Below are 25,280 nucleotides of genomic sequence, written 5' to 3'. Positions count from 1 at the left end.
GCCATGTCCTTCGGAGGTAGCCACCTGATGTACAAGGACCTCAAGTTCCCGATCCTCATCGTCCACCGTGCTATCAAGGCTGACAGTGTCGCCGGGGAGCGCGTGCGGGGCATCGCCGAGGAACTGCGCCAGGACGGTTTCGCCATTCTGGCCGCCGCCGACCACGCCGAAGCGCGCCTGGTTGCCGCCACTCACCACGGCCTGGCCTGCATGCTGATTGCCGCCGAAGGAGTTGGCGAAAACACCCACCTGCTGCAGAACATGGCCGAGCTGATCCGCCTGGCGCGCATGCGCGCGCCCGACTTGCCGATCTTCGCCTTGGGCGAGCAGGTGACCCTGGAAAACGCCCCTGCCGAAGCCATGAGCGAGCTCAACCAGCTGCGTGGCATCCTTTACCTGTTCGAAGACACCGTGCCGTTTCTCGCCCGCCAGGTGGCGCGTGCCGCACACACCTACCTTGACGGTCTGCTGCCACCGTTCTTCAAGGCCCTGGTGCAGCATACCGCGCAGTCCAACTATTCCTGGCATACCCCGGGCCATGGCGGTGGCGTGGCCTATCATAAAAGCCCGGTAGGCCAGGCCTTCCACCAGTTCTTCGGGGAAAACACCCTGCGCTCGGACCTGTCTGTTTCAGTGCCGGAGCTGGGCTCGCTGCTCGACCACACAGGCCCCTTGGCCGAAGCCGAGGCCAGGGCGGCGCGCAACTTCGGTGCCGACCACACCTTCTTCGTCATCAATGGCACCTCCACAGCCAACAAGATTGTCTGGCACGCCATGGTCGGTCGCGACGACCTGGTGTTGGTGGACCGCAACTGCCATAAGTCAGTGGTGCACGCGATCATCATGACCGGCGCCATTCCGCTGTACCTGTGCCCAGAGCGCAACGAGCTGGGCATCATCGGCCGATCCCGCTCAGCGAGTTCAGCCCCGAGGCAATCGAGGCGAAGATCCAGGCCAACCCCCTTGCCCATGGCCGTGGGCAACGTATCAAGCTGGCGGTAGTGACCAACTCCACCTATGACGGGCTGTGCTACCACGCCGGGATGATCAAGCAGGCCCTGGGTGCCAGCGTGGAAGTACTGCACTTCGACGAGGCCTGGTTCGCTTATGCGGCGTTTCACGGCTTCTTCACCGGGCGCTATGCCATGGGCACTGCCTGCGCAGCCGACAGCCCGCTGGTGTTCAGCACCCATTCCACCCACAAGCTGCTGGCGGCGTTCAGCCAGGCCTCGATGATCCATGTGCAGGACGGGGCCAGGCGGCAGCTGGACCGGGACCGCTTCAACGAAGCGTTCATGATGCATATCTCGACTTCGCCGCAGTACAGCATCCTTGCCTCGCTGGACGTGGCCTCGACCATGATGGAAGGGCAGGCCGGGCATTCGCTGTTGCAAGAAATGTTCGATGAGGCGCTGAGTTTTCGTCGTGCCCTGGCCAACCTGCGCGAGCACATTGCTGCGGATGACTGGTGGTTCAGTATTTGGCAGCCGCCCAGCACTGAAGGCATCCAGCCCTTGGCCGCGCAGGACTGGCTGCTGCAGCCGGGGGCGCAGTGGCATGGCTTTGGTGAGGTGGCGGACGGCTACGTGTTGCTCGACCCTCTGAAGGTGACCCTGGTAATGCCGGGGCTGAGTGCGGGCGGTGTGCTGGGTGAGCATGGCATCCCGGCGGCGGTGGTCAGCAAGTTTCTCTGGGAGCGCGGGCTGGTGGTGGAAAAAACCGGCTTGTACAGCTTCCTGGTGCTGTTTTCCATGGGCATCACCAAGGGCAAGTGGAGCACCTTGCTCACCGAACTGCTGGAGTTCAAGCGCCACTATGACGGCAATACACCGCTGAGCAGTTGCCTGCCGAGTGTGGGGGTTGCCGATGCCTCACGCTACCGGGGCATGGGCCTGCGCGACCTGTGTGAACAGTTGCATGACTGCTACCGTGCCAATGCCACGGCCAAGCAGCTGAAGCGGGTGTTCACGCGTTTGCCGGAGGTGGCCGTGAGCCCCGCTCGGGCTTATGACCAGATGGTACGTGGCGAGGTGGAAGCGGTGCCGATCGAAGCTTTGCTGGGCCGTGTGGCCGCGGTGATGCTGGTGCCGTACCCGCCCGGTATTCCGTTGATCATGCCGGGAGAGCGGTTCACCGAGGCGACCCGCTCGATACTTGACTACTTGGCCTTCGCCCGAGCCTTCAACCAAGGCTTTCCGGGGTTTGTCGCGGATGTTCACGGCCTGCAGAACGAAAATGGCCGCTACACCGTGGATTGCATCATGGAATGCGAGTGATCTCGACGCCGGAGCGCGCCAGTTCGAAACGGTTTTCGCCCAAGTGGTTGACCTTGTCGCCGATGGCAAGGCGGTAGGTGGTGATGGGGGCGCCCAGCGTGCTGCCGTCGAGTTGCAGGGTGGACTCCTGGAACTCGTGCACGGGGTAGATGCGGCCTTCGGCGTCACGGGCGTGGAATTGGCCGACCATTACTGCTGCCATTTGGGTGGAAACCTCTGAATTACGTAGGAAATGTCTAAAGGCATAGACCGTGAAACAGCCTCGGAAGTTTTCGCCCTGCGGAAAAAAAACCAAAGTGCCGAGGAACGGTCATCTATAACTACAACGTCTCTTTACCCCGCAAAGGTTGGAATTGCCATGAGCCAGGTGTATTCGGTAGCAGTCGTCGTTGGTAGCTTGCGCAAGGAGTCCTACAACCGCAAGGTCGCCCGCGCACTTTCAGAGCTGGCGCCGTCCAGCCTTGCCCTGAAAATCGTCGAGATTGGTGATTTGCCGTTGTACAACGAAGATGTCGAGGCCGATGCGCCGCCAGAGGCCTGGAAGCGTTTTCGCGAGGAGATCCGCCGCAGCGATGCGGTGCTGTTCGTCACGCCGGAATACAACCGCTCGGTGCCGGGCTGCCTGAAAAACGCCATCGATGTGGGCTCGCGCCCCTATGGACAAAGCGCCTGGAGTGGCAAGCCGACAGCGGTGGTGAGTGTGTCGCCGGGGGCTATTGGTGGCTTTGGCGCCAACCATGCCGTGCGTCAGTCGCTGGTGTTTCTCGATATGCCTTGCATGCAGATGCCAGAGGCTTATATCGGCGGTGCGGCGAGCCTGTTCGAGGATTCGGGCAAGCTCAACGACAAGACCCGGCCATTCTTGCAGGCGTTTGTCGACAAGTTCGCTTCGTGGGTGAAGTTGAACAGGGCGGTCTGATCCGCAGTCGTTGGGTAGGTGCTTTGCAGGAGCAGCCTTGTGCTGCGAAGAGGCTGCTCCTACATAAAGCGTGCGCGGTGAGTTCTAGCGGAAGCTATAGGAAACCCCGGCGTATACGCCAAACCCTTCGCCCGGCGTCGAGCGGGCGTTGTCCTTGCCGGCGTCGTTGTAGGCCGGCGTCACCGTGGCCGCATAGCGCTTGTTGGTCAGGTTGCGTAAATCCAGCCAGGTCTGCCAGTCCTGCTTAGGTGAGTCCCAGCCCAGCCGCGCGCCGAGCAAGGCATATTCGTCGGCGTGGTAGCTATTGGCATAGTCCACTTGCACCTTCGACGCCATCTGCGTGTTGAGCCCGGCGTAGAAGCCGCTCGGCCAGTCATAGCGCAGCTCGGCCTGGTAGTAGTGCATAGGGATGCCAGGCAGGCGGTTATCACCGAACGTGTCGTCATCACGGTAGTGGAAATCGCTGAACGTGTAGGCCTGGCGCAGGCTCAGTTTGCCGGTACCGGCGCGTTCCCACAGGGTGCTGTCAAGGCCGGCTTCGACGCCTTGGTGCACGGTGTCACTGGCGTTGAATTCCGAGGTGAAGTTCGGCACTACCTCAACGGCCAGCAATTCGTGGCGCACCTGCGAGTAGTACCAGGCCAGGTCCCAGCGGCCAACCGCCGAATCGCCACGGGCGCCCAGCTCCAGGGTGGTGGCGGTCTGGTTCTGCATTTCGATCGGCTGGATCTGCTTGCCGCCTGTGCTGGGGGCGCTCCAGATCAGTGACCACGGGTGCGGCGGTTCTACCGAGCGGCTCAGGTTACCGTACACCTGCAGGTCCGGGCGAATGTCGTAGCGCAGCCCCAGGCGTGGTGCATAGTCCCAGTCATGCATGCTCACCTTGCCGCCTTCGGCGGGGTAGGTCACGTCACTTTCCCGGCGGGTGTAAATCATTGCCAGGCCGGTGGTAAGCCACAGGTTAGGGGCCAGCTCCAGGTCGTTGCCGAGATGCAGTACGGTGTCCGAGCCCTGGTAGGTGAAGTCGCGGGTGCGCTCGCCGAACACATCGCCAATGCGGGTAAATTGTGAGGCGCCGCTGTTGGGCAGGTGCTTGGTGGTGCGCCAGCCAATGGTGGTCTTGCTTTCGTGGCCAAGCAGCGTGTCGCGACGGAAATAGTTCAGCGTGCCGCTGACATCGGTGTAGGCGACCTTCAGGCGCATCGGGCCTTCACGCAGGTCCATCGGGTAATCGTGATATACCAGGCCGGCTTCCAGGCGCGCATCGTCGTCGAGGTAGAAGGTGGTCTTGTTGCCCACCCAGGTGCTGCCTGGCTGCGGGCGGCTGTCGTCGCGGGCCAGATAGGCCGGGTTGGCCGCGCGCGGGTGGTGCTTGATCTGGTCTTTGGTCAGGCGCCCGGCCAGTTCGTTTTCGGTTTCCCGGTAACGCAGGTAGAAGCGGGTTTCCAGGTTCGGGTTGAAGCGGTAACCGACATTGGCGGCAACACCCTTGGCGCTGCCGCTGCTGTGCGTCTGGTAGCCGTCGTATTCCGAATCGGTCAGGGCCACGTAGTAGTCGAGGTTGCCCAGCACTTGGCCCGAGCTGATGTGCCGGTGCTGGTAACCACGGCTGCCAACCTCATAGCGTACTTGCAGCGGTGCGGCGTCGTAGCCAGTGTGCGTGACATAGTTGATCGCGCCACCCAAGGCCAGGGAGCCTTGGTCGAAGCCATTGGCGCCGCGCAACACCTCGGCTCGGCTGAGCCATAGCGGCTCGAACAGCTCGTAAGGGGTGCCGCCCGGGCCGGTCAGCGGCAGGCCGTCGAACATTGTGTACACCCCAGAGCCGTGCGCACCCGGCGCACGGTTGATGCCCGAGCCGCGGATCGACAGCTTGATGCCGTCGTTGCCTGCCGATTGGGCGAACACCCCAGGCTGGTAGGCCAGCACGTCCTGGTTGCTGGCCACTCGGCCTTGCCCCACGCGCTGCATGTCCACCAGGTTGCTGGCCCCCGGTATTTCACGCAGGCGCTCGCTGGCTGCCGTCAGCTCGTTCTGCTCCTCGTCGGTGATCAGGACCTGGCCCAATTCGACCGAAGACGCCCCCAGGGCGGGCTGGCTGGCGGCCAAGGCAGCCAGCAGACCGAGGCAGGGCGAGAGGGGTAAATCGGCACGCATTGTACGACTCCAGGCGAAAGGCGAATGGACAACGGCGTTGAGACGAGCGAAATGCGGCTTGGAGCACGAGGAAGTAAGCAAATCTTTTGTAACCATCGTCAGACGGTTTTGTACGAAAGTTCTTTACAAACCACGCAAGTGGAAGCGGATGGCCTGCGCTTCGTAAGGTGACTGCAGATCGGCAGCGATGCCTTGTTCAATCACCTGTGGAGTTCATACATGACTGACAACGCTCGATACTCGCAGCAACCCCCGGCGGACGCCCCGGTGCGTCTGACGCCTCGTGAACGGCAGGTCCTGTTGTGGTGTGCCTACGGCAAGAGTTCGTGGGAGATCGGCCGGATTCTTGACTGCAAGGAGTCGACGGTGAACTTCCACGTGTCCAACATCCTGCGCAAATTCGATGTGCCTACCCGCGTGGTAGCGGTGATCAAAGCCATTCGCTACGGCTTGCTGGCCGAGCAATGAGGGGGACGCATGACCAACGATCTGCGGTTACCGCGCTTTGCCGATTGCCATGACCCTTTCTGGCCACGGGTAGACCTGGACAGGTTGCGTGAGCGCCTGCAATTGCAGCGGTCTGTCAGTGAAGCTGTGCTGGAACTTGCCGCGCGCTGCGCCGCCATCGACGCAGCACGTGAATTCGCCCGTTGGCGGGCAGTATTACGAGACCGGGGTTACAAGCGCCTCGAGGATGTGGCCGGGCACGAGCATGGGCGCGCGTTACGGGTGTGCTACATCCGTTTTGTCGAGGCTGCTGTCATGCATAGCCTAGGTTCTACAGCCTACCTGCCAGTGTCGCGCCGAGGGCTTGCCCATGCCTGAGCAATTTGTTTTCGACCAATTGCCCGCGGCAATGGTGGCGTTGCTGGGTGTGGATGGCTATGTACTGTTCGCCGCGCTACTGGGGGCTTTGCTGGTGAGTGCCGCGCGCGACCGCTTGATCACCAACATGACCAAGCGCCTGAAACTGGGCAAGAAACTGTTGCTGGTCTTCGTGACCGTGGGAGTGGGCCACTTGTTCGAACCGCTGGTTTCGTCATTGGTGCCTTTGCTGACCCGGGGGATGGCTGGATTCGTCGCGGCAGTGGTGGTGATTCCCATCAGCCTCAAAGTCATGGTCCTGGTGGATACGCTGGACCCGCGAGAACTGCTGCAGCGTTGGCGTCGTCGGAGTTAACCATTGGCCACTGCACCAAGCGCATTCAGTTGCTGTTCCAGTTGCTGGATACGCTGCTTGTCCTTGACGAACAACAAGATGGCTTGACGATCGCAGGGCGATAACGTGCGCAGCCGTTCAAGCATATCGCACTCCCAGCCTGCGTCATCCGGGCCGGCGGTGTTGTGCTCGGCCTGGCCTAGCAATAGCCAGTCCAGTGAACACGCATGCTGCCGGGCAATTTCTATGCAAAGTGAGTATGGGACGCTGTCGCGAACCTTCCAACTGCTCAGTGTCTGTGGGCTGATGGACAGCGCGCGTGACAGCTCGGCATCTGTCTGGGCGCCAGTGAGAAGCTTAAGGCGCGTGAGCACCGCAGCAAGTACGTGAGTACTCATAACAAATATCCATGACTGGTTTATTAATATTCCATGGGCTTAAACTACTCGTTATGAATACAGCCCTGCGTTTTAAGGAGCATTCCTGAAATGAGACACATCGAGTTAAAGAATACACTAGCAGTTGCAGTCAATTCTGACAGAAAGGTTGGCCTGAGCAATGCTAGTAGGTACTTGCCGTGAGTACTTACAAATTGGTTTGCCCGCACTGCCACAGCCGGATGCGCATACGTACAAGTGAAGGGCGCCATATTTTCCTGCGAATTGCTTATTTGCAATGCACCACCGAAGTGTGTGGCTGGTCAGTGCGCGCCGAATTCGAAATGACCCATGAACTCTCCCCTAGCGGTATGCCCAACCCGGAAGTGTACCTGCCTTCGGCCAATGGTGATTTGCGCAAAGCCGCCCTGCCGGGCGCGGGCCAGGGCAGCCCGATTGATTAGGCACTCTTGGGTGCAGGCAGTAGAACGTGCAGATAAAAAAACACCCCGCCTAGGCGGGGTGTTTTGTTTTACCGAGGCTGCCGGGGCGATCAGCCGATCAGTTGCAGGCCCGCTTGCTGAACCAGTTCCAGCAGTGGCTGCGGGTATACGCCCAGCACGAAAGCAAGAATGGCGATGGCCAGCAGCATGACGCCGCCGGTGCGCTGTTCCCACTTCAGTGGGGCGTCGTGGCGACGCAGGTTTGGCTCGACCAGGTACAGGGTCACCATGACACGCAGGTAGTAGTAAACGCCGATGGCGCTACCGATCACCAGCGCACCGACCAGCCACCACAGGTGCGACTCGACGCCGGTGGCGATGATGTAGAACTTGCCGATGAAACCAGCGGTCAGCGGGATGCCCGCCAGCGACAGCATCATCACGGTCAGTACCGCGGTCAGGTACGGACGGCGCCAGAACAGGCCGCGGTACTCGTACAGTGCATCGGCGTCACGGCCGCCGTAGGGCGAGGACATCAGGGTGATGACACCGAAGGCGCCCAGGCTGGTGATCACGTAGGTGACCAGGTACACGCCCATGGCTTCCAGGGCCAGGCCCTTGCTGGCGACCAGCGCGATGATCAGGTAACCGAAGTGGGCGATGGACGAGTAACCCAGCAGACGCTTGAGGTTGCTCTGGGTCAGCGCCAGCAGGTTACCAATCAGGATCGAGGCCACGGCGATCACCGCCAGCACGGTGCTCAACACGCCGCTGCTGGCAGCAGGGGAGAGCATGAACAGGCGCACGACCACGGCGAATACTGCCACCTTGCTGGCGGTTGCCAGGAACGCGGCGACAGGTGCCGGGGCGCCTTCGTATACGTCCGGGGTCCACAGGTGGAACGGTACCAGCGACAGCTTGAAGGCCAGGCCGACCAGCATCATGCCCAGGCCCAGCTGGGCCACCAGGCTTGGCATGCTGGTGGTAGCCAGGGCCTTGCCGATCTGGTCGAAGCTGAGGCTGCCGGCGTCGGCGTACAGCAGGGCCATGCCGAACAGCAGGAACGCCGAGCCTGCGGCCGACAGCACCATGTACTTGATGCCGGCTTCCAGCGAGCGTTTGTTGAAGAACGCATAGGCCACCAGGCCATAGACCGGTACCGACAGCAGCTCCAGGCCAATGAACAGGCCGGCCAGGTGGTTGGCGCTGACCAGCACCAGGCCACCGAGGGCCGACATCAGCAGCAGCAGGTACAGTTCTTCACGGTTGCCCGGGAAACCTTTGGAGCCTTCGCCGAGGTAGGCGTGAGCGAGGGTGACGCAGGCCAGCGTGGCGACCAGGATGATCGCCATGTACAAGCAGGCGAACTTGTCGATGGTGATCAGCGGGGTGACCGCCAGCGGCGCAACCTTCAGCGCCGGCAGGATCGACAGCAGGGCCAGGTTCAGGCCCACGGTGGACAGCAGGAAGGTCTGCGAGTGGTTGCGCTTCCAGGCGATCGCCAGCATCACCACCACCGTGGTGATGGTGGTGATCAGCATCGGCGCCAATGCGATGAAGTGTTGAGTGGTGAATTCCATAGCGCTCTTACCGGGCCGAAGCGAGTTGAGTGAAAGCGGAACCGAGCCACTGCTGCACACCACTCATGGTGGCGGCAGAGGTGTCGAGGAACGGCTGCGGATACACGCCCAGCAGGATCAGCAATACCGCCAGACCCAGGACCATGATCAGTTCGCGACCGTCCATGCCGGCCAGCACGGTATCGCTCTTGGCCGGGCCGAAGTAGGCGCGGTGGATCATGATCAGCGAGTACACCGAACCGAACACCAAACCTGTGGTGGCAATCACGGTGATCCACGGTACATGCACGAAGCTGCCGATCAGGATCAGGAACTCGCCGACGAAGTTACCGGTGCCAGGCAGGCCCAGCGATGCGGCGGCGAAGAACAGGCTGATAGCCGGCAGGTAAGCGATGCGGTGCCACAGGCCGCCCATTGACGCATGTCACGGGTGTGCAGGCGCTCGTACAGCTGGCCGGACAGGATGAACAGCGCGGCAGCCGACAGGCCGTGGGCCAGCATCTGGATCACCGCGCCTTGCAGGGCCTGCTGGCTGCCGGAGTAGATGCCGATCAGCACGAAGCCCATGTGCGAGACGCTGGAGAACGCGATCAGGCGCTTGATGTCGGTTTGTGCGAAGGCCAGGAAAGCACCGTAGAAGATACCGATCAGGCCCAGGGTCATGGCGATGGGCGCAAACTCGGCCGAGGCATTCGGGAACAGCGGCAGGGCGAAGCGCAGCAGGCCGTAGGCCGCAGTCTTCAGCAAGATACCCGCCAGGTCCACGGAACCTGCGGTCGGTGCCTGGGCGTGAGCATCAGGCAGCCAGGAGTGGAACGGCACGACCGGCAGCTTCACCGCGAAGGCAATGAAGAAGCCCAGCATCAGCACGTACTCGACGCCGGCTGGCAGCTCGGCCTTCAGCAGGTCGCTGTAGTTGAACGTGAGCACGCCGGTGGTGTTGTAGTTGACCAGCACCAGGCCCAGGATCGCCACCAGCATGATCAGGCCGCTGGCCTGGGTGAAGATGAAGAACTTGGTCGCCGCGTAGATCCGGGTTTTCTTGCCGTCTGCCGAGCTGTGACCCCAGAGCGCGATGAGGAAGTACATCGGCACCAGCATCATTTCCCAGAAGAAGAAGAACAGGAACAGGTCCAGGGCCAGGAACACACCGACCACGCCGCCGAGGATCCACATCAGGTTGAGGTGGAAGAAGCCGACGTGGCGCTGGATCTCTTTCCAGGAACACAGTACCGACAGCACACCGAGCAGGCCGGTGAGCAGGATCATCAGCAGCGACAGGCCGTCGAGGGCCAAGTGGATGCTGATACCGAAGCGCTTGATCCACTCGACTTTGTATTCGAGTGCCCAGGCAGGTTCGGCGCCCGGAGCAGGGGCCAGGGTGTAGTCGCCGGTGCCCCACAGCCACAGGCCGATGCCAAGCAGCAGGGACATGGTCAGCAGCGCGATCCAGCGCGGCAGGGTGGCGCCGAAGCGCTCACCCAGCCAGCACAGGAAGCCGCCGATGAAGGGGATCAGGATCAGCCAAGGCAAAATCATGACGGGTTGGTTTCCTTTGGCAAAGTCGCAAGATTCAGAGTCATACCGCAGCCACTACCACGGCACCGAGCACCAGCACGGCACCCACGGCGATAGAGGCGGTGTACCAGCGCAGTTGGCCAGTCTCGGTCTTGCTCATGGCGACGTGGCCGCCACGCGCCATCCGAGGAATCAGGCCGATGGTGCGGTCAACCGGGTCCTTGCGCAGGATGTGGCTGATCAGCAGGTACGGTTTGACGAAAAGCTTGTCGTAGATCCAGTCGAAGCCCCAGGCGGCGAACCACCAGGCCGACAGGACACGACCGATGCCGCTGTTGGCAACTGCGCTGACAAAGGTGCGCTTGCCCAGGAACAGCAGGGCCGACAGCAGGATACCGGCGATGGCGATGGCACCGGAGGTGATCTCCAGCGCATGCTTGGCTTCGCCACCGGCGTGGCCGGCGCTTTCAGGCAGCACGCCTGCCAGCGGCGGGTGAATCCAGGCGCCAACGGCGGTCGACAGCACGATCAGCACGCCCAGTGGCAGCCAGTGGCTGATGCCGTGGCCGGCGTGGGCTTCGGTCTTGGCTTCGCCGTGGAAGGCGATGAAGATCAGGCGGAAGGTGTACAGCGAGGTCATGAACGCGCCCACCAGGCCGGCGTACAGCAGGCCGGTGTTGCCGCTGGCGAAGGCTTCCCAGAGGATCTCGTCCTTGGAGTAGAAGCCCACGGTCACGATCGGCAGGGCAGCCAGGGCTGCGCCACCGACCACGAAGCTGGCGTAGGCCAGTGGCAGTTTCTTCCACAGGCCGCCCATCTTGAAGATGTTCTGCTCGTGGTGGCAGGCAACGATCACCGCACCGGAGGCTAGGAACAGCAGGGCCTTGAAGAAGGCGTGGGTCATCAGGTGGAAGATCGCCGCGTCCCAGGCACCTACGCCCAGGGCCAGGAACATGTAGCCGATCTGGCTCATGGTCGAGTAGGCGAGGATACGCTTGATGTCGGTTTGCACCAGCGCGGCGAAGCCGGCCAGTACCAGGGTCACGCCACCGACCACGCCTACCAGGTGCAGGATGTCCGGCGCCAGCAGGAACAGGCCGTTGGTACGGGCGATCAGGTAGACGCCCGCGGTCACCATGGTCGCGGCGTGGATCAGTGCCGAAACCGGGGTCGGGCCCGCCATCGCGTCGGCCAGCCAGGTCTGCAGTGGCAGCTGGGCCGATTTACCGACCGCGCCGCCCAGCAGCATCAGGGTTGCCAGCACCATCCAGGTGTCGCCAGCCTGGAACTTCTGCGGTGCCAGCACCAGCAGTTCCTGCACGTTCAGGGTACCCAGCTGGGCGAACAGGATGAACAGGCCGATGGCCATGAACACGTCGCCGATACGGGTGACGATGAAGGCCTTGAGTGCCGCGTTACCGTTGTTGCGGTTGCTGTAGTAGAAACCGATCAACAGGTACGAGCACAGGCCCACGCCTTCCCAGCCGAAGTAGATGAACAGCAGGTTATCGCCCAGGATCAGGAACAGCATGCTGGCGATGAACAGGTTGGTGTACGAGAAGAAGCGCGAGTAACCGGCTTCGCCACGCATGTACCAGGAGGCGAACAGGTGGATCAGGAAGCCCACACCGGTGACCACACCCAGCATGGTGACCGACAGGCCATCCACATACAGGGTGAAGTTCGGCGCGAAGCCGTCCACCGACATCCACTGCCACAGCAGCTGGCTGTACGCACCGCCTTCAGGCGGGGCGACGTTGAACTGCCAGATGACATAGGCGGCTGTGGCGGCCGACAGGCCGACCGAACCGACGCCGATCAGGGCGGACAGGTTCTCCGAGAACCGCCCGCGCGAGAACGACAGCAGCAGGAAGCCGACGAGGGGGAAGACGAAAGTCAGGAAGATAAGGTTCATCCGCGCATCTCACTGGCAGCATCGATGTCGAGAGTGTGGAAGCGGCGATACAGCTGCAGCAGGATGGCCAGGCCAATACTGGCCTCGGCGGCTGCCAGGCTGATCACCAGAATGAACATCACCTGGCCGTCGGGCTGGACCCAACGGGCACCGGCGACGACGAACGCCAGGGCAGAGGCGTTCATCATGACTTCCAGGCTCATGAGCACGAAGAGGATGTTGCGGCGGACCATCAGGCCAACCAGACCTAAGCAGAACAGGATACCGGCGACCGCCAGACCATGCTCGAGAGGGATAGCACCCATGATTTACTCCTTCGCCTCGTTGCGGCCCAGGTGGAAGGCGGTGACGGCTGCAGCCAGCAGCAGCATCGAAGCCAGTTCGACCACCAGCAGGTACGGGCCGAACAGGCTGATGCCCACTTCTTTCGGGCCCACGGTGGTGCCACTGATGCCAGCGCCGCTCGGGGTGACGAACAGCACGTACAGCAGCTCTGCCAGCAGCAGGGTGCCCAGGATTACCGGCCCTGCCCAGATACCGGGCTTGAGCCAGCCGCGTTCCTGGGCGACCGAAGCCGGCCCGAGGTTGAGCATCATCACGACGAACACGAACAGCACCATGATGGCGCCGGCGTAGGCGATCACTTCCAGGGCGCCGGCGAACGGCGCACCCAGGGAGAAGAAGATCATGGCCACGGAAATCAGCGAAATGATCAGGTAAAGCAAGGCGTGCACGGGGTTGGTGCCGGTAACCACCCGAAGGGTGGAGACCACGGCGATCCCGGATGCGAAGTAGAAAGCGAATTCCATCTTTCTGTCCTTATGGGAGCAAGCTCTTCACGTTGATCGGCTCGGCTTCGTTCTGTGCAGAGCCCTTCGGCTTGCCAGCGATCGCCATACCCGCAACACGGTAGAAGTTGTAGTCAGGGTTCTTGCCGGGGCCGGAGATCAGCAGATCTTCTTTCTCGTACACCAGGTCCTGACGCTTGAACTCGGCCATTTCGAAATCCGGGGTCAGCTGGATCGCGGTGGTCGGGCACGCTTCTTCACACAGGCCGCAGAAAATGCAACGCGAGAAGTTGATGCGGAAGAACTCCGGGTACCAGCGGCCGTCCTCGGTCTCGGCCTTCTGCAGCGAAATGCAGCCAACCGGGCAGGCCACCGCGCAGAGGTTGCACGCTACGCAGCGCTCCTCGCCATCGGGGTCGCGGGTAAGGACGATGCGGCCGCGGTAGCGCGGCGGCAGGTACACGGGCTCTTCGGGGTACTGCAGGGTGTCGCGCTTGCGAAACCCGTGGGAGAACACCATGGCCAGGCTGCGCAGCTGTGTGCCGGTGCCCTTAACGATGTCGCCGATATACTTGAACATGGGTCAAATCCTCACTGGGCCGCGACGGCTGGCGTGTTGTAGAGCACGATCGCAGCGGTCACCAGCAAATTGATCAGGGTCAGCGGCAGGCAGAACTTCCAGCTGAAGTCCATCACCTGGTCATAGCGCGGGCGCGGGATCGAGGCGCGCAGCAGGATGAACAGCATGATGAAGAACGCGGTCTTCAAGGCGAACCACAGGAACGGCACTTGCGGCAGAATGCCGAACGGGCCGTGCCAGCCGCCGAAGAACAGGGTTACCAGCAGCGCCGAGATGAGGATGATGCCGATGTACTCACCGACGAAGAACATGCCCCATTTCATGCCGGCATACTCGATGTGGTAGCCGTCGGCCAGTTCCTGTTCTGCTTCTGGCTGGTCGAACGGGTGACGGTGAGTCACGGCGACGCCAGCGATGAAGAAGGTGCAGAAGCCGAAGAACTGCGGAATGATGAACCACAGGTTCTGCGCCTGGTACTCGACGATGTCGCGCATGTTGAAGGAGCCTACCTGTACCACCACGCCCATCAGCGCCAGGCCCAGGAACACTTCGTACGACACGGTCTGTGCCGAAGCACGCAAGCTGCCCAGCAGGGCGTACTTGTTGTTCGACGACCAGCCAGCGAACAGTACCGCGTAGACCGACAGGCCGGCCATGGCGAAGAAGAACAGCAGGCCGATGTTCAGGTCGGCAACGCCCCAGCCCGGTGTGATCGGGATGATCGAGAAGCCGATCAGCAGGGCGCTCATGGCCACGACCGGCGCCAGGGTGAAGATCATCTTGTCGACGAAGGGCGGGTTCCAGTCTTCCTTAAAGAACATCTTCAGCATGTCGGCGGCGATCTGGAACATGCCGAACGGGCCGACACGGTTCGGACCGTAGCGGTCCTGCCACCAGCCCAGCAGACGGCGCTCGACGAAGCTGAGCAGGGCGCCGCAGACCACCACGGCCAGCAGCACCACGATAGCCTTGACGACCTGGATGATCACATCGATCACTTCGGGGGTGAACCAGCTCATTGTGCTGCCTCCTGCAGGCCTTCGACGGATGCACCGAAGATGGCAGGCGGGATGCCGGCCAGGCCTTTCGGCAACGCGACCAGGCCAGCGCCCAGCTCTTCATTGATACGCAGCGGCAGGCGCAGGGCCACACCGGCCACGTTCAGGCTCAGCATCGCGCCGTCGTTGACACCCAGGCGGTCGGCTTCGGACTTGGCCAGGGCCACGTAGGCAGCCGGGATGCGCTGTTGCACCGGGGCTGCGCGCGACGAGCTTTCTTCGCTGCCGAACAGGTGGAAGAACGGCACGGCAGTCCAGGTGCCACGGGCCGGGTTGAAAGCACCCGGAATGGCGTTGAACCAGTTCAGACGGTCGCCTTGCGATTCGATCAGGCGCACACCTGGGTCACCGGCGCGCAGGTGGCCACCGACTTCGTCCTGGAACTTGTTCCAGGCTTGCGGCGAGTTCCAGCCCGGCGACCAGGCGAACGGCACCTGCTGGCGCGGTTCGGCCGAGCCCGAGTAGCCTTCCATGGAGAAGGCGAACGCGGTGTCCTTGTCTTGCGGGGTACGTGGCTCGTGCACGCTGATGTTGGCGCGCATGGCGGTACGACCGGAGTAGCGCAGCGGCTCACGGGCCAGTTTCATGCCCTTGATGCGGAATGCGGCGCTTGGTGCGGCGTTGACGATGCCGGCCAGTTGCGGGGCGGCTTCGGCGCAGGCGCTGGTAACGTGGTCCAGCTGGGTCCAGTCGACCGGCTTGTTCAGCAGGGTGGCACGCAGGGCGTGCATCCAGCGCCAGCCTTCGTGGATCTGGATGCTGCTGTCCAGGTACTGCGGGTCGAACACCTGGAAGAAGCGCTGGGCACGGCCTTCCTGGCTGACCAGGGTGCCGTCGCCTTCGGCGAACGAGGCGGCCGGCAGCACCAGGTGGGCGCGGTCGACAGTGGCGGTTTTGGAGTGGTCGGCAACGATCACCACCTTGGCGGCAGCCAGGGCTGCATCAACCTTGGCGGCCGGTACGCGGGCGTACAGGTCGTTTTCCAGCACGACGATGGCGTCGGCCTTGCCGCTGATGACCGCATCCAGGGCAGCATCGACGGACTCGCCACCAAGCATGGCCAGGCCGATGCTGTTGGCCTCAGGCACCACCAGGCTCAGCGAGCCGTTTTTCTCGCGCAGTTTCAGGGCCTTGGCGATGTTGGCGGCGGCTTCGATCAGCGCCGGGTCGGCCAGGGAAGTACCGGCAACCACCAGTGGGCGCTTGGCGGCCACCAGGGCGTCGGCGATGCGCTGGGCCAGGGCCTTGGCTTCGTCGTCCAGGCCGGCGACTGCCGGTGCGCTCGGGTCGATGGCGTGGGCCACGGCGAAACCGATGCGGGCGAGGTCGGCCGGGGCTGCGTGTACGCACTCTTCGGCGACGTCGTCGAGCTTGGTTTCAGCCAGGGAGGCGATGAACAGCGGGTACAGTGCGTGCTGGCCGATGTTCTTGACCGCAGCGTCGAGCCAAGGCTGGACCTTCATGGCTTCGGCCATGGCCTCGGCCTTGCCTTTGGTGGCCTGGCGCACGGCCAGGGCAACGCGGGCAGCGGTCTGGGTCAGGTCTTCACCGAGCACGAACACCGCGTCGTGGTCTTCGATGTCGCGCAGGGTCGGCACTGGCAGCGGGCTGTTGTTCAGCACGTTCAGGGCCAGGCGTACGCGTGCCAGTTCGCCAGCTTCCATGCCGGAGTAGAAATACTCGGCGCCGACCAGCTCACGCAGGCCGTAGTTGCTTTCGAGGCTGGCGCGTGGCGAGCCGATACCAACGATGGTGCGGCCGCGCAGCAGGTCGGCGGCTTTGTCCAGGGCGGCGTCCAGGCCCAGCTTGGTGCCATCGGCCAGGTGTGGCTGGCGTGGGCGGTCCTTGCGGTTGACATAGCCGTAGCCGAAGCGGCCACGGTCGCACAGGAAGTACTGGTTGACCGAGCCGTTGAAGCGGTTTTCGATACGGCGCAGCTCGCCGTAGCGTTCACCCGGGCTGATGTTGCAGCCGCTGGAGCAGCCATGGCAGATGCTTGGGGCGAACTGCATGTCCCACTTGCGGTTGTAGCGCTCGGAGTGGGTCTTGTCGGTGAACACGCCGGTTGGGCAGACCTCGGTCAGGTTGCCGGAGAATTCGCTTTCCAGCACGCCGTCTTCGACGCGGCCGAAGTACACGTTGTCGTGGGCACCGTATACGCCCAGGTCGGTGCCACCGGCGTAGTCCTTGTAGTAGCGCACGCAGCGGTAGCAGGCGATGCAGCGGTTCATCTCATGGGCGATGAACGGGCCGAGGTCCTGGTTCTGGTGGGTACGCTTGGTGAAACGGTAGCGGCGCTCGTTGTGGCCGGTCATTACCGTCATGTCCTGCAGGTGGCAGTGACCGCCTTCCTCGCACACTGGGCAGTCGTGCGGGTGGTTGGTCATCAGCCATTCGACGACGCTGGCGCGAAACGCCTTGGATTCTTCGTCTTCGATGGAGATCCAGGTGCCGTCGGAAGCAGGGGTCATGCAGGACATGACGATACGACCACGGGTGTCGTTCTCGTCGGTGTACTGCTTGACCGCGCACTGCCGGCAGGCGCCAACGCTACCGAGCGCCGGGTGCCAGCAGAAATAAGGGATGTCGAGGCCTAGCGACAGACATGCCTGTAACAGGTTGTCTGCACCGTTGACTTCGAGCGCTTTGCCGTCTACGTGGATAGTGGCCATTGTTCAAAGTTCTTCGTTGGCCCGCGTGAGCGGGCGTGGCTAATGGAAATCGGTGAGCTTGCGACACGCCGCGAATGAATCGGGCCTGCCGGCAAGCTGGCGAGTGGCACGGACCACCCGCCTAATCATCTTGTTATGCGCCGACCACGATCGGCTTGGCCAGGTTAGGGCGCAGGGTGTCACCAGCGGAGGCTGGCGCGACACCGGCTTCGAACTCGGACCGGAAGTATTTGATGGCACTGCCCAGCGGCTCGACGGCACCTGGTGCGTGAGCACAGAAGGTACGGCCAGGGCCGAGGAAGTTGACCAGCCCCAGCAGTGTCTCGATGTCTTCGGCGCGGCCCTGACCTTTCTCCAGCGCACGCAGCATCTTCACGCTCCACGGCAGGCCGTCACGGCAGGGTGTGCACCAGCCGCACGACTCACGGGCGAAGAACTCTTCCATGTTGCGCAGCAGCGAAACCATGTTGATGCTGTCGTCCACCGCCATGGCCAAGCCAGTACCCATACGGGTGCCGACCTTGGCGATGCCGCCGGCGTACATTTGTGCGTCGAGGTGCTCGGGCAGCAGGAAACCAGTACCGGCGCCGCCTGGCTGCCAGCACTTGAGCTTGAAGCCGTCGCGCATGCCGCCGGCGTAGTCTTCGAACAACTCGCGAGCGGTGACGCCGAATGGCAATTCCCACAGGCCTGGGTTCTTCACCTTGCCGGAGAAGCCCATCAGCTTGGTACCGTGGTCTTCGCTGCCTTCACGGGCCAGCGACTTGTACCAGTCGTTGCCATTGGCGACGATGGCCGGCACGTTGCACAGGGTTTCGACGTTGTTCACGCACGTCGGCTTGCCCCATACGCCCACGGCGGCAGGGAAGGGCGGCTTGGAACGCGGGTTGGCGCGGCGGCCTTCCAGCGAGTTGATCAGCGCGGTTTCTTCACCGCAGATGTAGCGGCCGGCACCGGTGTGCACGAACAGCTCGAAATCGAAACCAGAGCCCAGGATGTTCTTGCCCAAGAGGCCTGCGGCCTTGGCTTCATCGATGGCACGGTTGAGGTTTTTCGCTGCGGTGGTGTATTCGCCACGCAGGAAGATGTAGCCACGGTAGGCCTTCAGGGCGCGGGCGCTGATCAGCATGCCCTCGACCAGCAGATGGGGCTGTTGCTCCATCAGCATGCGGTCCTTCCAGGTGTTGGGCTCCATTTCGTCCGCGTTGCACAGCAGGTAGCGGATGTTCATGGATTCGTCTTTGGGCATCAGGCCCCACTTCACACCCGTGGGGAAGCCTGCGCCACCACGGCCCTTGAGGCCGGAGTCCTTGACCGCTTGCACGATATCGTCCTGCGACATCTGCGCCAGCGCCTTGCGGGCTGCGGCGTAGCCGTTTTTCGATTCGTACTCGGCCAGCCATACTGGCTCGCCATCGTCACGCAGGCGCCAGGTCAGCGGATGAGTTTTCGGCCGAACGCGCGATGCGGTTGGCCGGGCCGAAGGAAGTGATGGTCATACGTAACCCTCCAGCAGTTTGGTGACGCCAGCGGGCTGCACGTCGCCAAAGGTGTCATCGTCGATCATCAGCGCCGGGGCCTTGTCGCAGTTGCCCAGGCAGCACACTGGCAGCAGGGTGAAGCGGCCGTCGGCGGTAGTCTGGCCGAGGCCGATGCCCAGCTCGCTCTGGATCTGGCTGACGACCGACTCGTGGCCGCCGATGTAGCAGACCATGCTGTCGCACACGCGGATGATGTGGCGGCCGACCGGCTGGCGGAAGATCTGGCTGTAGAAGGTGGCCACGCCCTCGACGTCGCTGGCCGGGATGCCCAGCACTTCGCCGATGGCGTGGATGGCGCCGTCCGGCACCCAGCCACGTTCCTTCTGGACGATCTTCAGGGCTTCGATGGACGCCGCGCGCGGGTCCTCGTAGTGATGCATCTCGTGCTCGATGGCCGAGCGCTCTGTTTCGCTCAGGGCGAAACGGTCTGTCTGGATAAGCGTGCTGTTCATGCTTAGCGGTCCACGTCAGCCATAACGAAGTCGATACTGCCCAGGTACGCAATGAGGTCGGCGACCATGCTGCCTTTGATCACCGAAGGGATCTGCTGCAGGTGCGGGTAGCTCGGGGTACGGATCCGGGTGCGGTAGCTCATGGTGCCGCCATCGCTCGTCAGGTAGTAACTGTTGATGCCCTTGGTCGCCTCGATCATCTGGAACGACTCGTTGGCCGGCATGACCGGGCCCCACGAGACTTGCAGGAAGTGCGTGATCAAGGTTTCGATGTGCTGCAGGGTGCGCTCTTTCGGCGGCGGCGTGGTCAGCGGGTGATCCGCCTTGTACGGGCCTTCCGGCATGTTGCGCAGGCACTGGTCGATGATGCGGATACTCTGGCGCATCTCCTCGACACGGACCATGCAGCGATCGTAGGCATCGCCGTTGTGGGCCAGCGGTACTTCGAACTCGAAGTTCTCGTAGCCGGAGTACGGGCGGGCTTTACGCAGGTCGAAGTCGCAACCGGTGGAGCGCAGGCCGGCACCGGTGGTGCCCCATTCCAGCGCTTCTTTGGTGTTGTACGCGGCAACGCCAATGGTACGGCCCTTGAGGATGCTGTTCTGCAGGGCAGCCTTGGTGTATTCGTCGAGGCGCTTGGGCAGCCATTCGACGAAGTCCTTGACCAGCTTGTCCCAGCCGCGTGGCAGGTCGTGGGCGACGCCACCGATGCGGTACCAGGCCGGGTGCAGGCGGAAACCGGTGATCGCTTCGATCACGGTGTAGGCGCGCTGGCGGTCGGTGAAGGTGAAGAACACCGGGGTCATGGCGCCCACGTCCTGGATATAGGTACCCAGGAACAGCAGGTGGCTGGTGATGCGGAAGAACTCGGCGAGCATGATGCGAATCACGTCGACTTTTTGCGGCACTTTGATGCCGGCGAGTTTTTCCACTGCCAGTACGTACGGCAGGTTGTTCATCACCCCGCCGAGGTAGTCGATGCGGTCGGTGTAGGGGATGAAACTGTGCCAGGACTGGCGCTCGGCCATTTTCTCGGCGCCACGGTGGTGGTAGCCGATGTCCGGTACGCAGTCGACGATCTCTTCACCGTCCAGCTGCAGGACGATACGGAACGCACCGTGCGCCGAGGGGTGGTTGGGGCCGAGGTTGAGGAACATGTAGTCCTCGTTGGCGCCCTGACGCTTCATGCCCAGGCTTCCGGGTTGAAACGCGCCGATTCCTCTTCAAGCTGCTGCTTGGCCAGGGTCAGGCTGTAGGGGTCGAACTCGGTGGCGCGGGCTGGGTAGTCCTTGCGCAGCGGGTGACCTTCCCAGGTCGGCGGCATCATGATGCGGCTGAGGTGCGGGTGGCCGGCAAAGTCGATGCCGAACATGTCCCACACTTCGCGCTCGTACCAGTTGGCGTTTGGCCAGATACCGGTCACGGTCGGCAGGTTCAGGTCGCCTTCGCTGAGCGACACCTTGATCATCACGTCGCTGTTACGCTCGACCGACAACAGGTGGTAGAACACGCTGAAGTCGGCGGCCGGCAGGCCACGGCGCTGGGTGCGCAGGCGTTCGTCCACGCCGTGCAGGTCGTACAGCATGCTGTAAGGCTTGGCGACACCGCGCAGGAAGCTGAGCACCTCTTTGAGCTGGGCGCGTTTGACCCACAGCACGGGCATGCCGGTGCGGGTTTCCTGGGCGACGAATGCTTCGGCGCCAAAACGGTTGTTCAGTTCGACGACCACATCTTGGTCGTCAGCCTTGTAGGGCGGAATGAAAATAGCGTTGTCCGCTGTCATGGTCTCGGTCGCTTTGGGTCAACGTTAAGAATGAAGCCAGGCCGCCGGCTCCCTCGGGAGCGGGCGGCAGGTCGCTGGATCAGACTTCGTCGGGGCTGCGCAGGTTGGTTACTGCAATGCGCTGCTCACGACGCAGGTCTTTCTGGGCTGGCATCTCGGCACGGTAAATACCTTGATCACCAACAACCCAGGAAAGCGGGCGTCGTTCTTGGCCGATCGACTCCTGCAACAGCATCAAGCCTTGCAGGAAAGCCTCAGGGCGTGGCGGGCAGCCAGGCACATAGACGTCCACGGGGAGGAACTTGTCGACCCCCTGAACGACCGAGTAGATGTCGTACATGCCGCCGGAGTTGGCGCACGAACCCATGGAGATGACCCACTTCGGCTCGAGCATCTGCTCATACAGGCGCTGAATGATCGGCGCCATTTTGACGAAGCAGGTACCGGCGATGACCATGAAGTCGGCCTGACGCGGCGAGGCCCGGATGACTTCGGCGCCGAAGCGGGCGATGTCGTGGGGTGCCGTGAAGGCCGTGGTCATTTCCACGTAGCAGCAGGACAGGCCGAAGTTGTACGGCCAGAGGGAGTTCTTGCGACCCCAGTTGACCGCGCCACGCAGCACATCTTCGAGTTTCCCCATGTAGATGTTCTTGTGGACCTGGTCCTCCAGCAGTTGGTCGGTGACGGTTTCCCGTTCACCTACCGGGTACTGCTCGTTAGGCGCATCCGGATCGATTCTGGTGAGATTGTATTGCATTGCCAAAGCCTCATTGTTTCAGCTTCGCTTGCCGCTTGCGGCGACCTTCGGGAGCCCAATCAAGAGCACCGACGCGCCATAGGTAGACAAGACCTGCCAACAGAATTGCTATGAAAACGAGAGCTTCGACGAACCCGGTCCAGCCGCTTTCGCGGACGGACACAGACCATGCAAAGAGAAAGAGGGCTTCGATATCGAAGATCACGAACAGCATCGCGACCAGATAGAATTTGGCGGACAGGCGCAGGCGGGCGCTGCCGACGGGCAGCATGCCGGATTCGAAGGGTTCGTTCTTGGCGCGGCCCCAGGCCTTGCTACCGAGCAGGCTGGACAGGCCGAGCATGAAGGCACACAGGCCGACGACACCCAGGAGGAAGATGGCAAAGCCCCAGTTGTGGGCGATGAGTCCTGCCGAATCGGACATGCTAGAGATCCTTATACAGAGACCCAGCTCTGCAGTCTGAAATAAGTAAAGCGGCGACGTGGTGTCGCAGGTGCAGTGACCAAATGTCGCAGCTGAATCAATCGCGCTGATTTTATGGGTAAACCCGGTGCAAGTAAAATTTCTGTCGCAAATTTATTCGTAGGATTAAGAACAAAACACGCGTGTAACTGGCTGAAAGCCTTGATATTGGGCATTGCGTGCGCTTTTGTTAATTATGTTTCTTGCGACTGGTAACGAATTACAAGTTTCGTAATGATAATTAATATCATTTGGCCTGATGCCTTTTAATTTGGCTGTACTGTGCCTTGTAAAGTTCATCTGGCAGTTCCCTCTACTTGCAAATGCGAAAGCCTCCTGTTCTAGCAGCTGCTGGCGTCGTGCGCACCGCTCTGGGTCAATACTTTATCGTTTGAGCGATGACTGGCTGATGAAGCAATCGCCCACTGACCGAGCCAGTAGGTGAGGATGATCAGGTAGGGCGCGGCGGCGAACGGGCTGACGAAGCGGTCGATGCCGATCAGGCTGTCGGAGAGCACGAACAGGCAGGCCCCCAGCGCGGCCATTCCACCACATGCCAAGGCGCGCCAAAGCATGGCGCTGATGGCTATCGCGTATAGTGCGACCGGGATCAGCAGCGGGCCAAGGCCATGGGCGGCCAGTACGCCCAGTAACGTGATGCCAATGATGGCGCTGAATGCGAGTGCGGGCAGGGCGGGGCGCAAGGTAATGCCGCAATAGGCGCGTAGATAGGCAAGGTGGGCGCAAAGGAAGGCGGCCAGGCCGAAAACGAACAGGTCCGCAGGGGTGGCCAGCAGGATATCGCCGAGCACCGAGAAGCCCAGGCCGATAGAGATCCACCTGGCATAAGGTGAGGGTGGTGCGCCGCGCAGCCAGGCAATAAGTGCCAAGACGGGAATGGGCTTGGCCAGAAGGGCGAGCAGCGTATTGTCGCTGGCCAGTGCATATATATAGAGGGCCGCGGCGGTCAGGGCGAGAATCATCAGGTGGCTTGGACGAGGCATGGGGCGGTCCTTGCTACTGTGCTGCCCCAAGCATAGACCTGATCCTGGGTTTTGCCGTTCTCGGATGTTTGTCGCTCCTACTGGAGGCGCGCAGGCAAAAAAAGAAAGGCCCGAGGCTTTCACAAGTCTCGGGCCTTTCTTCAGTAGCAACCCACCATCAGTGGAACTGCTCTTCCTCGGTGGAGCCGGTCAGTGCAGTCACCGACGATGCGCCACCCTGGATCACGGTGGTCATGTCGTCGAAGTAGCCGGTGCCCACTTCCTGCTGGTGCGCCACGAAGGTGTAGCCTTTGCTGGCGTCAGCGAACTCCTGCTCTTGCAGTTTCACGTAGGCGGTCATGTCGTTGCGGGCGTAGTCGTGCGCCAGGTTGAACATGCCGTGCCACATGTTGTGGATGCCAGCCAGGGTGATGAACTGGTGTTTGTAGCCCATGGCCGACAGCTCGCGCTGGAATTTGGCGATGGTGGCATCGTCCAGGTTCTTCTTCCAGTTGAAGGACGGCGAGCAGTTGTACGACAGGATCTGGTCCGGGTATTCCTTCTTGATCGCTTCGGCGAAGCGGCGGGCTTCGTCCAGGTCCGGCTTGGCGGTTTCACACCAGATCAGGTCGGCGTACGGCGCGTAGGCCAGGCCGCGGGAAATTGCCTGGTCGAGGCCGGCACGTACCTTGTAGAAGCCTTCACGGGTACGCTCGCCAATCACGAACGGCTGGTCGTACGGGTCGCAGTCGCTGGTCAGCAGGTCGGCGGCGTTGGCGTCGGTGCGGGCCAGGATGATGGTCGGTACGCCCGACACGTCAGCTGCCAGGCGCGCGGCCACCAGCTTCTGTACGGCTTCCTGGGTGGGTACCAGTACCTTGCCGCCCATGTGGCCGCATTTTTTCACCGAGGCCAGCTGGTCTTCGAAGTGCACGCCGGCGGCGCCTGCTTCGATCATGTTCTTCATCAGCTCGTAGGCGTTCAGTACGCCGCCGAAACCGGCTTCAGCGTCGGCCACGATTGGTGCGAAGTAGTCGATGTAGCCTTCGTCGCCTGGGTTCTTGCCGGCTTTCCACTGGATCTGGTCGGCGCGGCGGAACGAGTTGTTGATGCGCTTGACCACGGTCGGTACCGAGTCGACCGGGTACAACGACTGGTCAGGGTACATCGACTCGGCCGAGTTGTTGTCGGCGGCAACCTGCCAGCCGGACAGGTAGATGGCCTGGATGCCGGCCTTGACCTGCTGCACTGCCTGGCCACCGGTCAGGGCGCCCATGCAGTTGACGAAATCTTTTTCTGGGCGGAAGGATGGGTGGGCACCTTGGGTGACCAGCTTCCACAGTTTTTCTGCACCCTGACGGGCCAGGGTGTGCTCTGGCTGCAGGAGCCACGCAGGCGAACGACATCAGCGGCGGTGTAGGTACGGGTCACGCCTTTCCAGCGCGGGTTCTCGGCCCAGTCTTTCTCGAGGGCTGCAATTTGCTGTTCGCGTGTCAGTGCCATGGAAATAAACCTCGTCGCATCGATCTTGGGTTAATTGTGCTGATGCTCGGGTGCAGATCAGGGCGCTTGGCGGCTGTCCTGTTCGCAGGAGTGCGGCGGCGAACGCGAAGGCTCGAAGGGGAAGGGTGGGCAGGCCAGGCGAAGGTGTGCTCCGGCAGGTCGGCTCGTGGTTGCCTTGCTGCGGTGCTACGCGATTGCCAGTACTGCGGTGATGCGCTTCCGTCCCTCGGGACAACTTCTTCGTTGCAGTCGCAATCCCGTCGAACCGCCTTGTGGGCCGTATAGACACGAGACGCCTCCAGGGGTGGGGAGGAGCACGCCTCGAAGGCCCTTGCCAGGGCCCCTGATTAGCGGGA

Annotated in this window: 19 protein-coding genes and 5 pseudogenes; 6 read left to right on the top strand and 18 right to left on the bottom strand. The window is 62.2% G+C overall.

The features are described from left to right. Positions 1-27 precede the first annotated feature (27 nt). Positions 28-2,276, top strand: a pseudogene (locus AB5975_00400) (Orn/Lys/Arg decarboxylase N-terminal domain-containing protein). Here AB5975_00400 and AB5975_00395 read toward each other — a convergent pair. Continuing rightward, positions 2,260-2,478, bottom strand: a complete 219-nt coding sequence (locus AB5975_00395; protein XDR20475.1) for a hypothetical protein — start codon at positions 2,476-2,478, stop codon at positions 2,260-2,262. The pseudogene AB5975_00400 and the gene AB5975_00395 sit on opposite strands and share 17 nt — an antisense overlap. A gap of 156 nt (positions 2,479-2,634) precedes the next feature. On the opposite strand from AB5975_00395, the gene chrR reads away from it, so the two are divergent. Beyond that, on the top strand, positions 2,635-3,195 hold the full coding sequence (gene chrR, locus AB5975_00390) for a class I chromate reductase ChrR (protein ID XDR20474.1): 561 nt from the start codon (positions 2,635-2,637) through the stop codon (positions 3,193-3,195). A gap of 84 nt (positions 3,196-3,279) precedes the next feature. On the opposite strand, the gene AB5975_00385 is transcribed toward chrR, so the two are convergent. Then, positions 3,280-5,352, bottom strand: a complete 2,073-nt coding sequence (locus AB5975_00385) for a TonB-dependent receptor family protein (GenBank protein ID XDR20473.1) — start codon at positions 5,350-5,352, stop codon at positions 3,280-3,282. Between the two features lie 219 nt (positions 5,353-5,571). Between AB5975_00385 and AB5975_00380 the strand changes: the two genes are divergently transcribed. The 3 genes from AB5975_00380 to AB5975_00370 are packed head-to-tail and all read left to right on the top strand — an operon-like array spanning position 5,572 to position 6,532. Next, complete coding sequence (locus tag AB5975_00380) at positions 5,572-5,820, top strand: LuxR family transcriptional regulator (GenBank protein XDR20472.1); 249 nt, start codon at positions 5,572-5,574, stop codon at positions 5,818-5,820. Positions 5,821-5,829: 9 nt separating this feature from the next. Next, a complete protein-coding gene (locus AB5975_00375) occupies positions 5,830-6,177 on the top strand; it encodes a head completion/stabilization protein (GenBank protein XDR20471.1) in 348 nt (115 codons plus the stop codon). Further along, positions 6,170-6,532 (top strand): hypothetical protein, encoded by a 363-nt coding sequence (locus AB5975_00370; GenBank protein ID XDR20470.1) that lies wholly within the window; start codon positions 6,170-6,172, stop codon positions 6,530-6,532. Before AB5975_00375 ends, AB5975_00370 begins: the two co-directional genes overlap by 8 nt. On the opposite strand, the gene AB5975_00365 is transcribed toward AB5975_00370, so the two are convergent. Next, positions 6,529-6,909 carry a helix-turn-helix domain-containing protein gene (locus tag AB5975_00365; GenBank protein XDR20469.1) on the bottom strand — a complete coding sequence of 127 codons (381 nt, stop codon included), beginning with the start codon at positions 6,907-6,909 and terminating at the stop codon, positions 6,529-6,531. The genes AB5975_00370 and AB5975_00365 overlap by 4 nt on opposite strands. A 179-nt stretch (positions 6,910-7,088) precedes the next feature. On the opposite strand from AB5975_00365, the gene AB5975_00360 reads away from it, so the two are divergent. Further along, a complete protein-coding gene (locus AB5975_00360) occupies positions 7,089-7,352 on the top strand; it encodes an ogr/Delta-like zinc finger family protein (protein XDR20468.1) in 264 nt (87 codons plus the stop codon). Between the two features lie 89 nt (positions 7,353-7,441). On the opposite strand, the gene nuoN is transcribed toward AB5975_00360, so the two are convergent. The 15 genes and pseudogenes from nuoN to aceA all read right to left on the bottom strand — a co-directional run bounded on the left by nuoN (position 7,442) and on the right by aceA (position 24,924). Continuing rightward, positions 7,442-8,911, bottom strand: a complete 1,470-nt coding sequence (gene nuoN, locus AB5975_00355; GenBank protein XDR20467.1) for an NADH-quinone oxidoreductase subunit NuoN — start codon at positions 8,909-8,911, stop codon at positions 7,442-7,444. A gap of 7 nt (positions 8,912-8,918) precedes the next feature. Continuing rightward, a pseudogene (nuoM, locus tag AB5975_00350) lies at positions 8,919-10,450 on the bottom strand (NADH-quinone oxidoreductase subunit M). A gap of 40 nt (positions 10,451-10,490) precedes the next feature. After that, a complete protein-coding gene (nuoL, locus tag AB5975_00345; GenBank protein XDR20466.1) occupies positions 10,491-12,344 on the bottom strand; it encodes an NADH-quinone oxidoreductase subunit L in 1,854 nt (617 codons plus the stop codon). Further along, entirely contained in the window at positions 12,341-12,649 is a 309-nt protein-coding gene (nuoK, locus tag AB5975_00340; protein ID XDR20465.1) for an NADH-quinone oxidoreductase subunit NuoK, read from the bottom strand. The genes nuoL and nuoK overlap by 4 nt, the downstream gene beginning before the upstream one ends. A gap of 3 nt (positions 12,650-12,652) precedes the next feature. Continuing rightward, entirely contained in the window at positions 12,653-13,153 is a 501-nt protein-coding gene (gene nuoJ / locus AB5975_00335) for an NADH-quinone oxidoreductase subunit J (GenBank protein XDR20464.1), read from the bottom strand. 10 nt (positions 13,154-13,163) lie between these two features. After that, positions 13,164-13,712, bottom strand: coding sequence for an NADH-quinone oxidoreductase subunit NuoI (gene nuoI / locus AB5975_00330; protein XDR20463.1), 549 nt, complete (start codon positions 13,710-13,712; stop codon positions 13,164-13,166). Between the two features lie 11 nt (positions 13,713-13,723). Beyond that, positions 13,724-14,731 carry an NADH-quinone oxidoreductase subunit NuoH gene (gene nuoH / locus AB5975_00325; protein ID XDR20462.1) on the bottom strand — a complete coding sequence of 336 codons (1,008 nt, stop codon included), beginning with the start codon at positions 14,729-14,731 and terminating at the stop codon, positions 13,724-13,726. After that, positions 14,728-17,442, bottom strand: coding sequence for an NADH-quinone oxidoreductase subunit NuoG (gene nuoG, locus AB5975_00320; GenBank protein ID XDR20461.1), 2,715 nt, complete (start codon positions 17,440-17,442; stop codon positions 14,728-14,730). The genes nuoH and nuoG overlap by 4 nt, the downstream gene beginning before the upstream one ends. A gap of 133 nt (positions 17,443-17,575) precedes the next feature. After that, positions 17,576-18,941, bottom strand: a pseudogene (gene nuoF, locus AB5975_00315) (NADH-quinone oxidoreductase subunit NuoF). Next, positions 18,938-19,435, bottom strand: coding sequence for an NADH-quinone oxidoreductase subunit NuoE (gene nuoE / locus AB5975_00310; GenBank protein ID XDR20460.1), 498 nt, complete (start codon positions 19,433-19,435; stop codon positions 18,938-18,940). The pseudogene nuoF and the gene nuoE overlap by 4 nt, the downstream one beginning before the upstream one ends. Positions 19,436-19,437: 2 nt before the next feature. Further along, positions 19,438-21,218: pseudogene (gene nuoC, locus AB5975_00305) on the bottom strand (NADH-quinone oxidoreductase subunit C/D). A gap of 79 nt (positions 21,219-21,297) precedes the next feature. Continuing rightward, positions 21,298-21,975, bottom strand: a complete 678-nt coding sequence (locus AB5975_00300; GenBank protein ID XDR20459.1) for an NADH-quinone oxidoreductase subunit B family protein — start codon at positions 21,973-21,975, stop codon at positions 21,298-21,300. Between the two features lie 10 nt (positions 21,976-21,985). Then, positions 21,986-22,399 carry an NADH-quinone oxidoreductase subunit A gene (locus tag AB5975_00295; protein XDR20458.1) on the bottom strand — a complete coding sequence of 138 codons (414 nt, stop codon included), beginning with the start codon at positions 22,397-22,399 and terminating at the stop codon, positions 21,986-21,988. Between the two features lie 380 nt (positions 22,400-22,779). Then, on the bottom strand, positions 22,780-23,442 hold the full coding sequence (locus tag AB5975_00290; protein ID XDR20457.1) for a lysoplasmalogenase: 663 nt from the start codon (positions 23,440-23,442) through the stop codon (positions 22,780-22,782). A 157-nt stretch (positions 23,443-23,599) separates the two neighbouring features. Next, positions 23,600-24,924: pseudogene (gene aceA, locus AB5975_00285) on the bottom strand (isocitrate lyase). Positions 24,925-25,280 lie beyond the last annotated feature (356 nt).

This window comes from Pseudomonas putida, assembly GCA_041071465.1.
Classification (GTDB): domain Bacteria; phylum Pseudomonadota; class Gammaproteobacteria; order Pseudomonadales; family Pseudomonadaceae; genus Aquipseudomonas; species Aquipseudomonas putida_P.
Note: the sequence above shows the minus strand (reverse complement) of the source record. Positions and strands in the feature narration are given on the sequence as shown.

Excerpts from the sequence above, each read along its gene's own strand:
- AB5975_00395 (XDR20475.1), bottom strand. The coding sequence starts at position 2,478 with ATGGCAGCAGTAATGGTCGGCCAATTCCACGCCCGTGACGCCGAAGGC.
- chrR (XDR20474.1), top strand. The coding sequence starts at position 2,635 with ATGAGCCAGGTGTATTCGGTAGCAGTCGTCGTTGGTAGCTTGCGCAAG.
- AB5975_00385 (XDR20473.1), bottom strand. The coding sequence starts at position 5,352 with ATGCGTGCCGATTTACCCCTCTCGCCCTGCCTCGGTCTGCTGGCTGCC.
- AB5975_00380 (XDR20472.1), top strand. The coding sequence starts at position 5,572 with ATGACTGACAACGCTCGATACTCGCAGCAACCCCCGGCGGACGCCCCG.
- AB5975_00375 (XDR20471.1), top strand. The coding sequence starts at position 5,830 with ATGACCAACGATCTGCGGTTACCGCGCTTTGCCGATTGCCATGACCCT.
- AB5975_00370 (XDR20470.1), top strand. The coding sequence starts at position 6,170 with ATGCCTGAGCAATTTGTTTTCGACCAATTGCCCGCGGCAATGGTGGCG.
- AB5975_00365 (XDR20469.1), bottom strand. The coding sequence starts at position 6,909 with ATGAGTACTCACGTACTTGCTGCGGTGCTCACGCGCCTTAAGCTTCTC.
- nuoN (XDR20467.1), bottom strand. The coding sequence starts at position 8,911 with ATGGAATTCACCACTCAACACTTCATCGCATTGGCGCCGATGCTGATC.
- nuoL (XDR20466.1), bottom strand. The coding sequence starts at position 12,344 with ATGAACCTTATCTTCCTGACTTTCGTCTTCCCCCTCGTCGGCTTCCTG.
- nuoK (XDR20465.1), bottom strand. The coding sequence starts at position 12,649 with ATGGGTGCTATCCCTCTCGAGCATGGTCTGGCGGTCGCCGGTATCCTG.
- nuoJ (XDR20464.1), bottom strand. The coding sequence starts at position 13,153 with ATGGAATTCGCTTTCTACTTCGCATCCGGGATCGCCGTGGTCTCCACC.
- nuoI (XDR20463.1), bottom strand. The coding sequence starts at position 13,712 with ATGTTCAAGTATATCGGCGACATCGTTAAGGGCACCGGCACACAGCTG.
- nuoH (XDR20462.1), bottom strand. The coding sequence starts at position 14,731 with ATGAGCTGGTTCACCCCCGAAGTGATCGATGTGATCATCCAGGTCGTC.
- nuoG (XDR20461.1), bottom strand. The coding sequence starts at position 17,442 with ATGGCCACTATCCACGTAGACGGCAAAGCGCTCGAAGTCAACGGTGCA.
- nuoE (XDR20460.1), bottom strand. The coding sequence starts at position 19,435 with ATGAACAGCACGCTTATCCAGACAGACCGTTTCGCCCTGAGCGAAACA.
- AB5975_00300 (XDR20459.1), bottom strand. The coding sequence starts at position 21,975 with ATGCAATACAATCTCACCAGAATCGATCCGGATGCGCCTAACGAGCAG.
- AB5975_00295 (XDR20458.1), bottom strand. The coding sequence starts at position 22,399 with ATGTCCGATTCGGCAGGACTCATCGCCCACAACTGGGGCTTTGCCATC.
- AB5975_00290 (XDR20457.1), bottom strand. The coding sequence starts at position 23,442 with ATGCCTCGTCCAAGCCACCTGATGATTCTCGCCCTGACCGCCGCGGCC.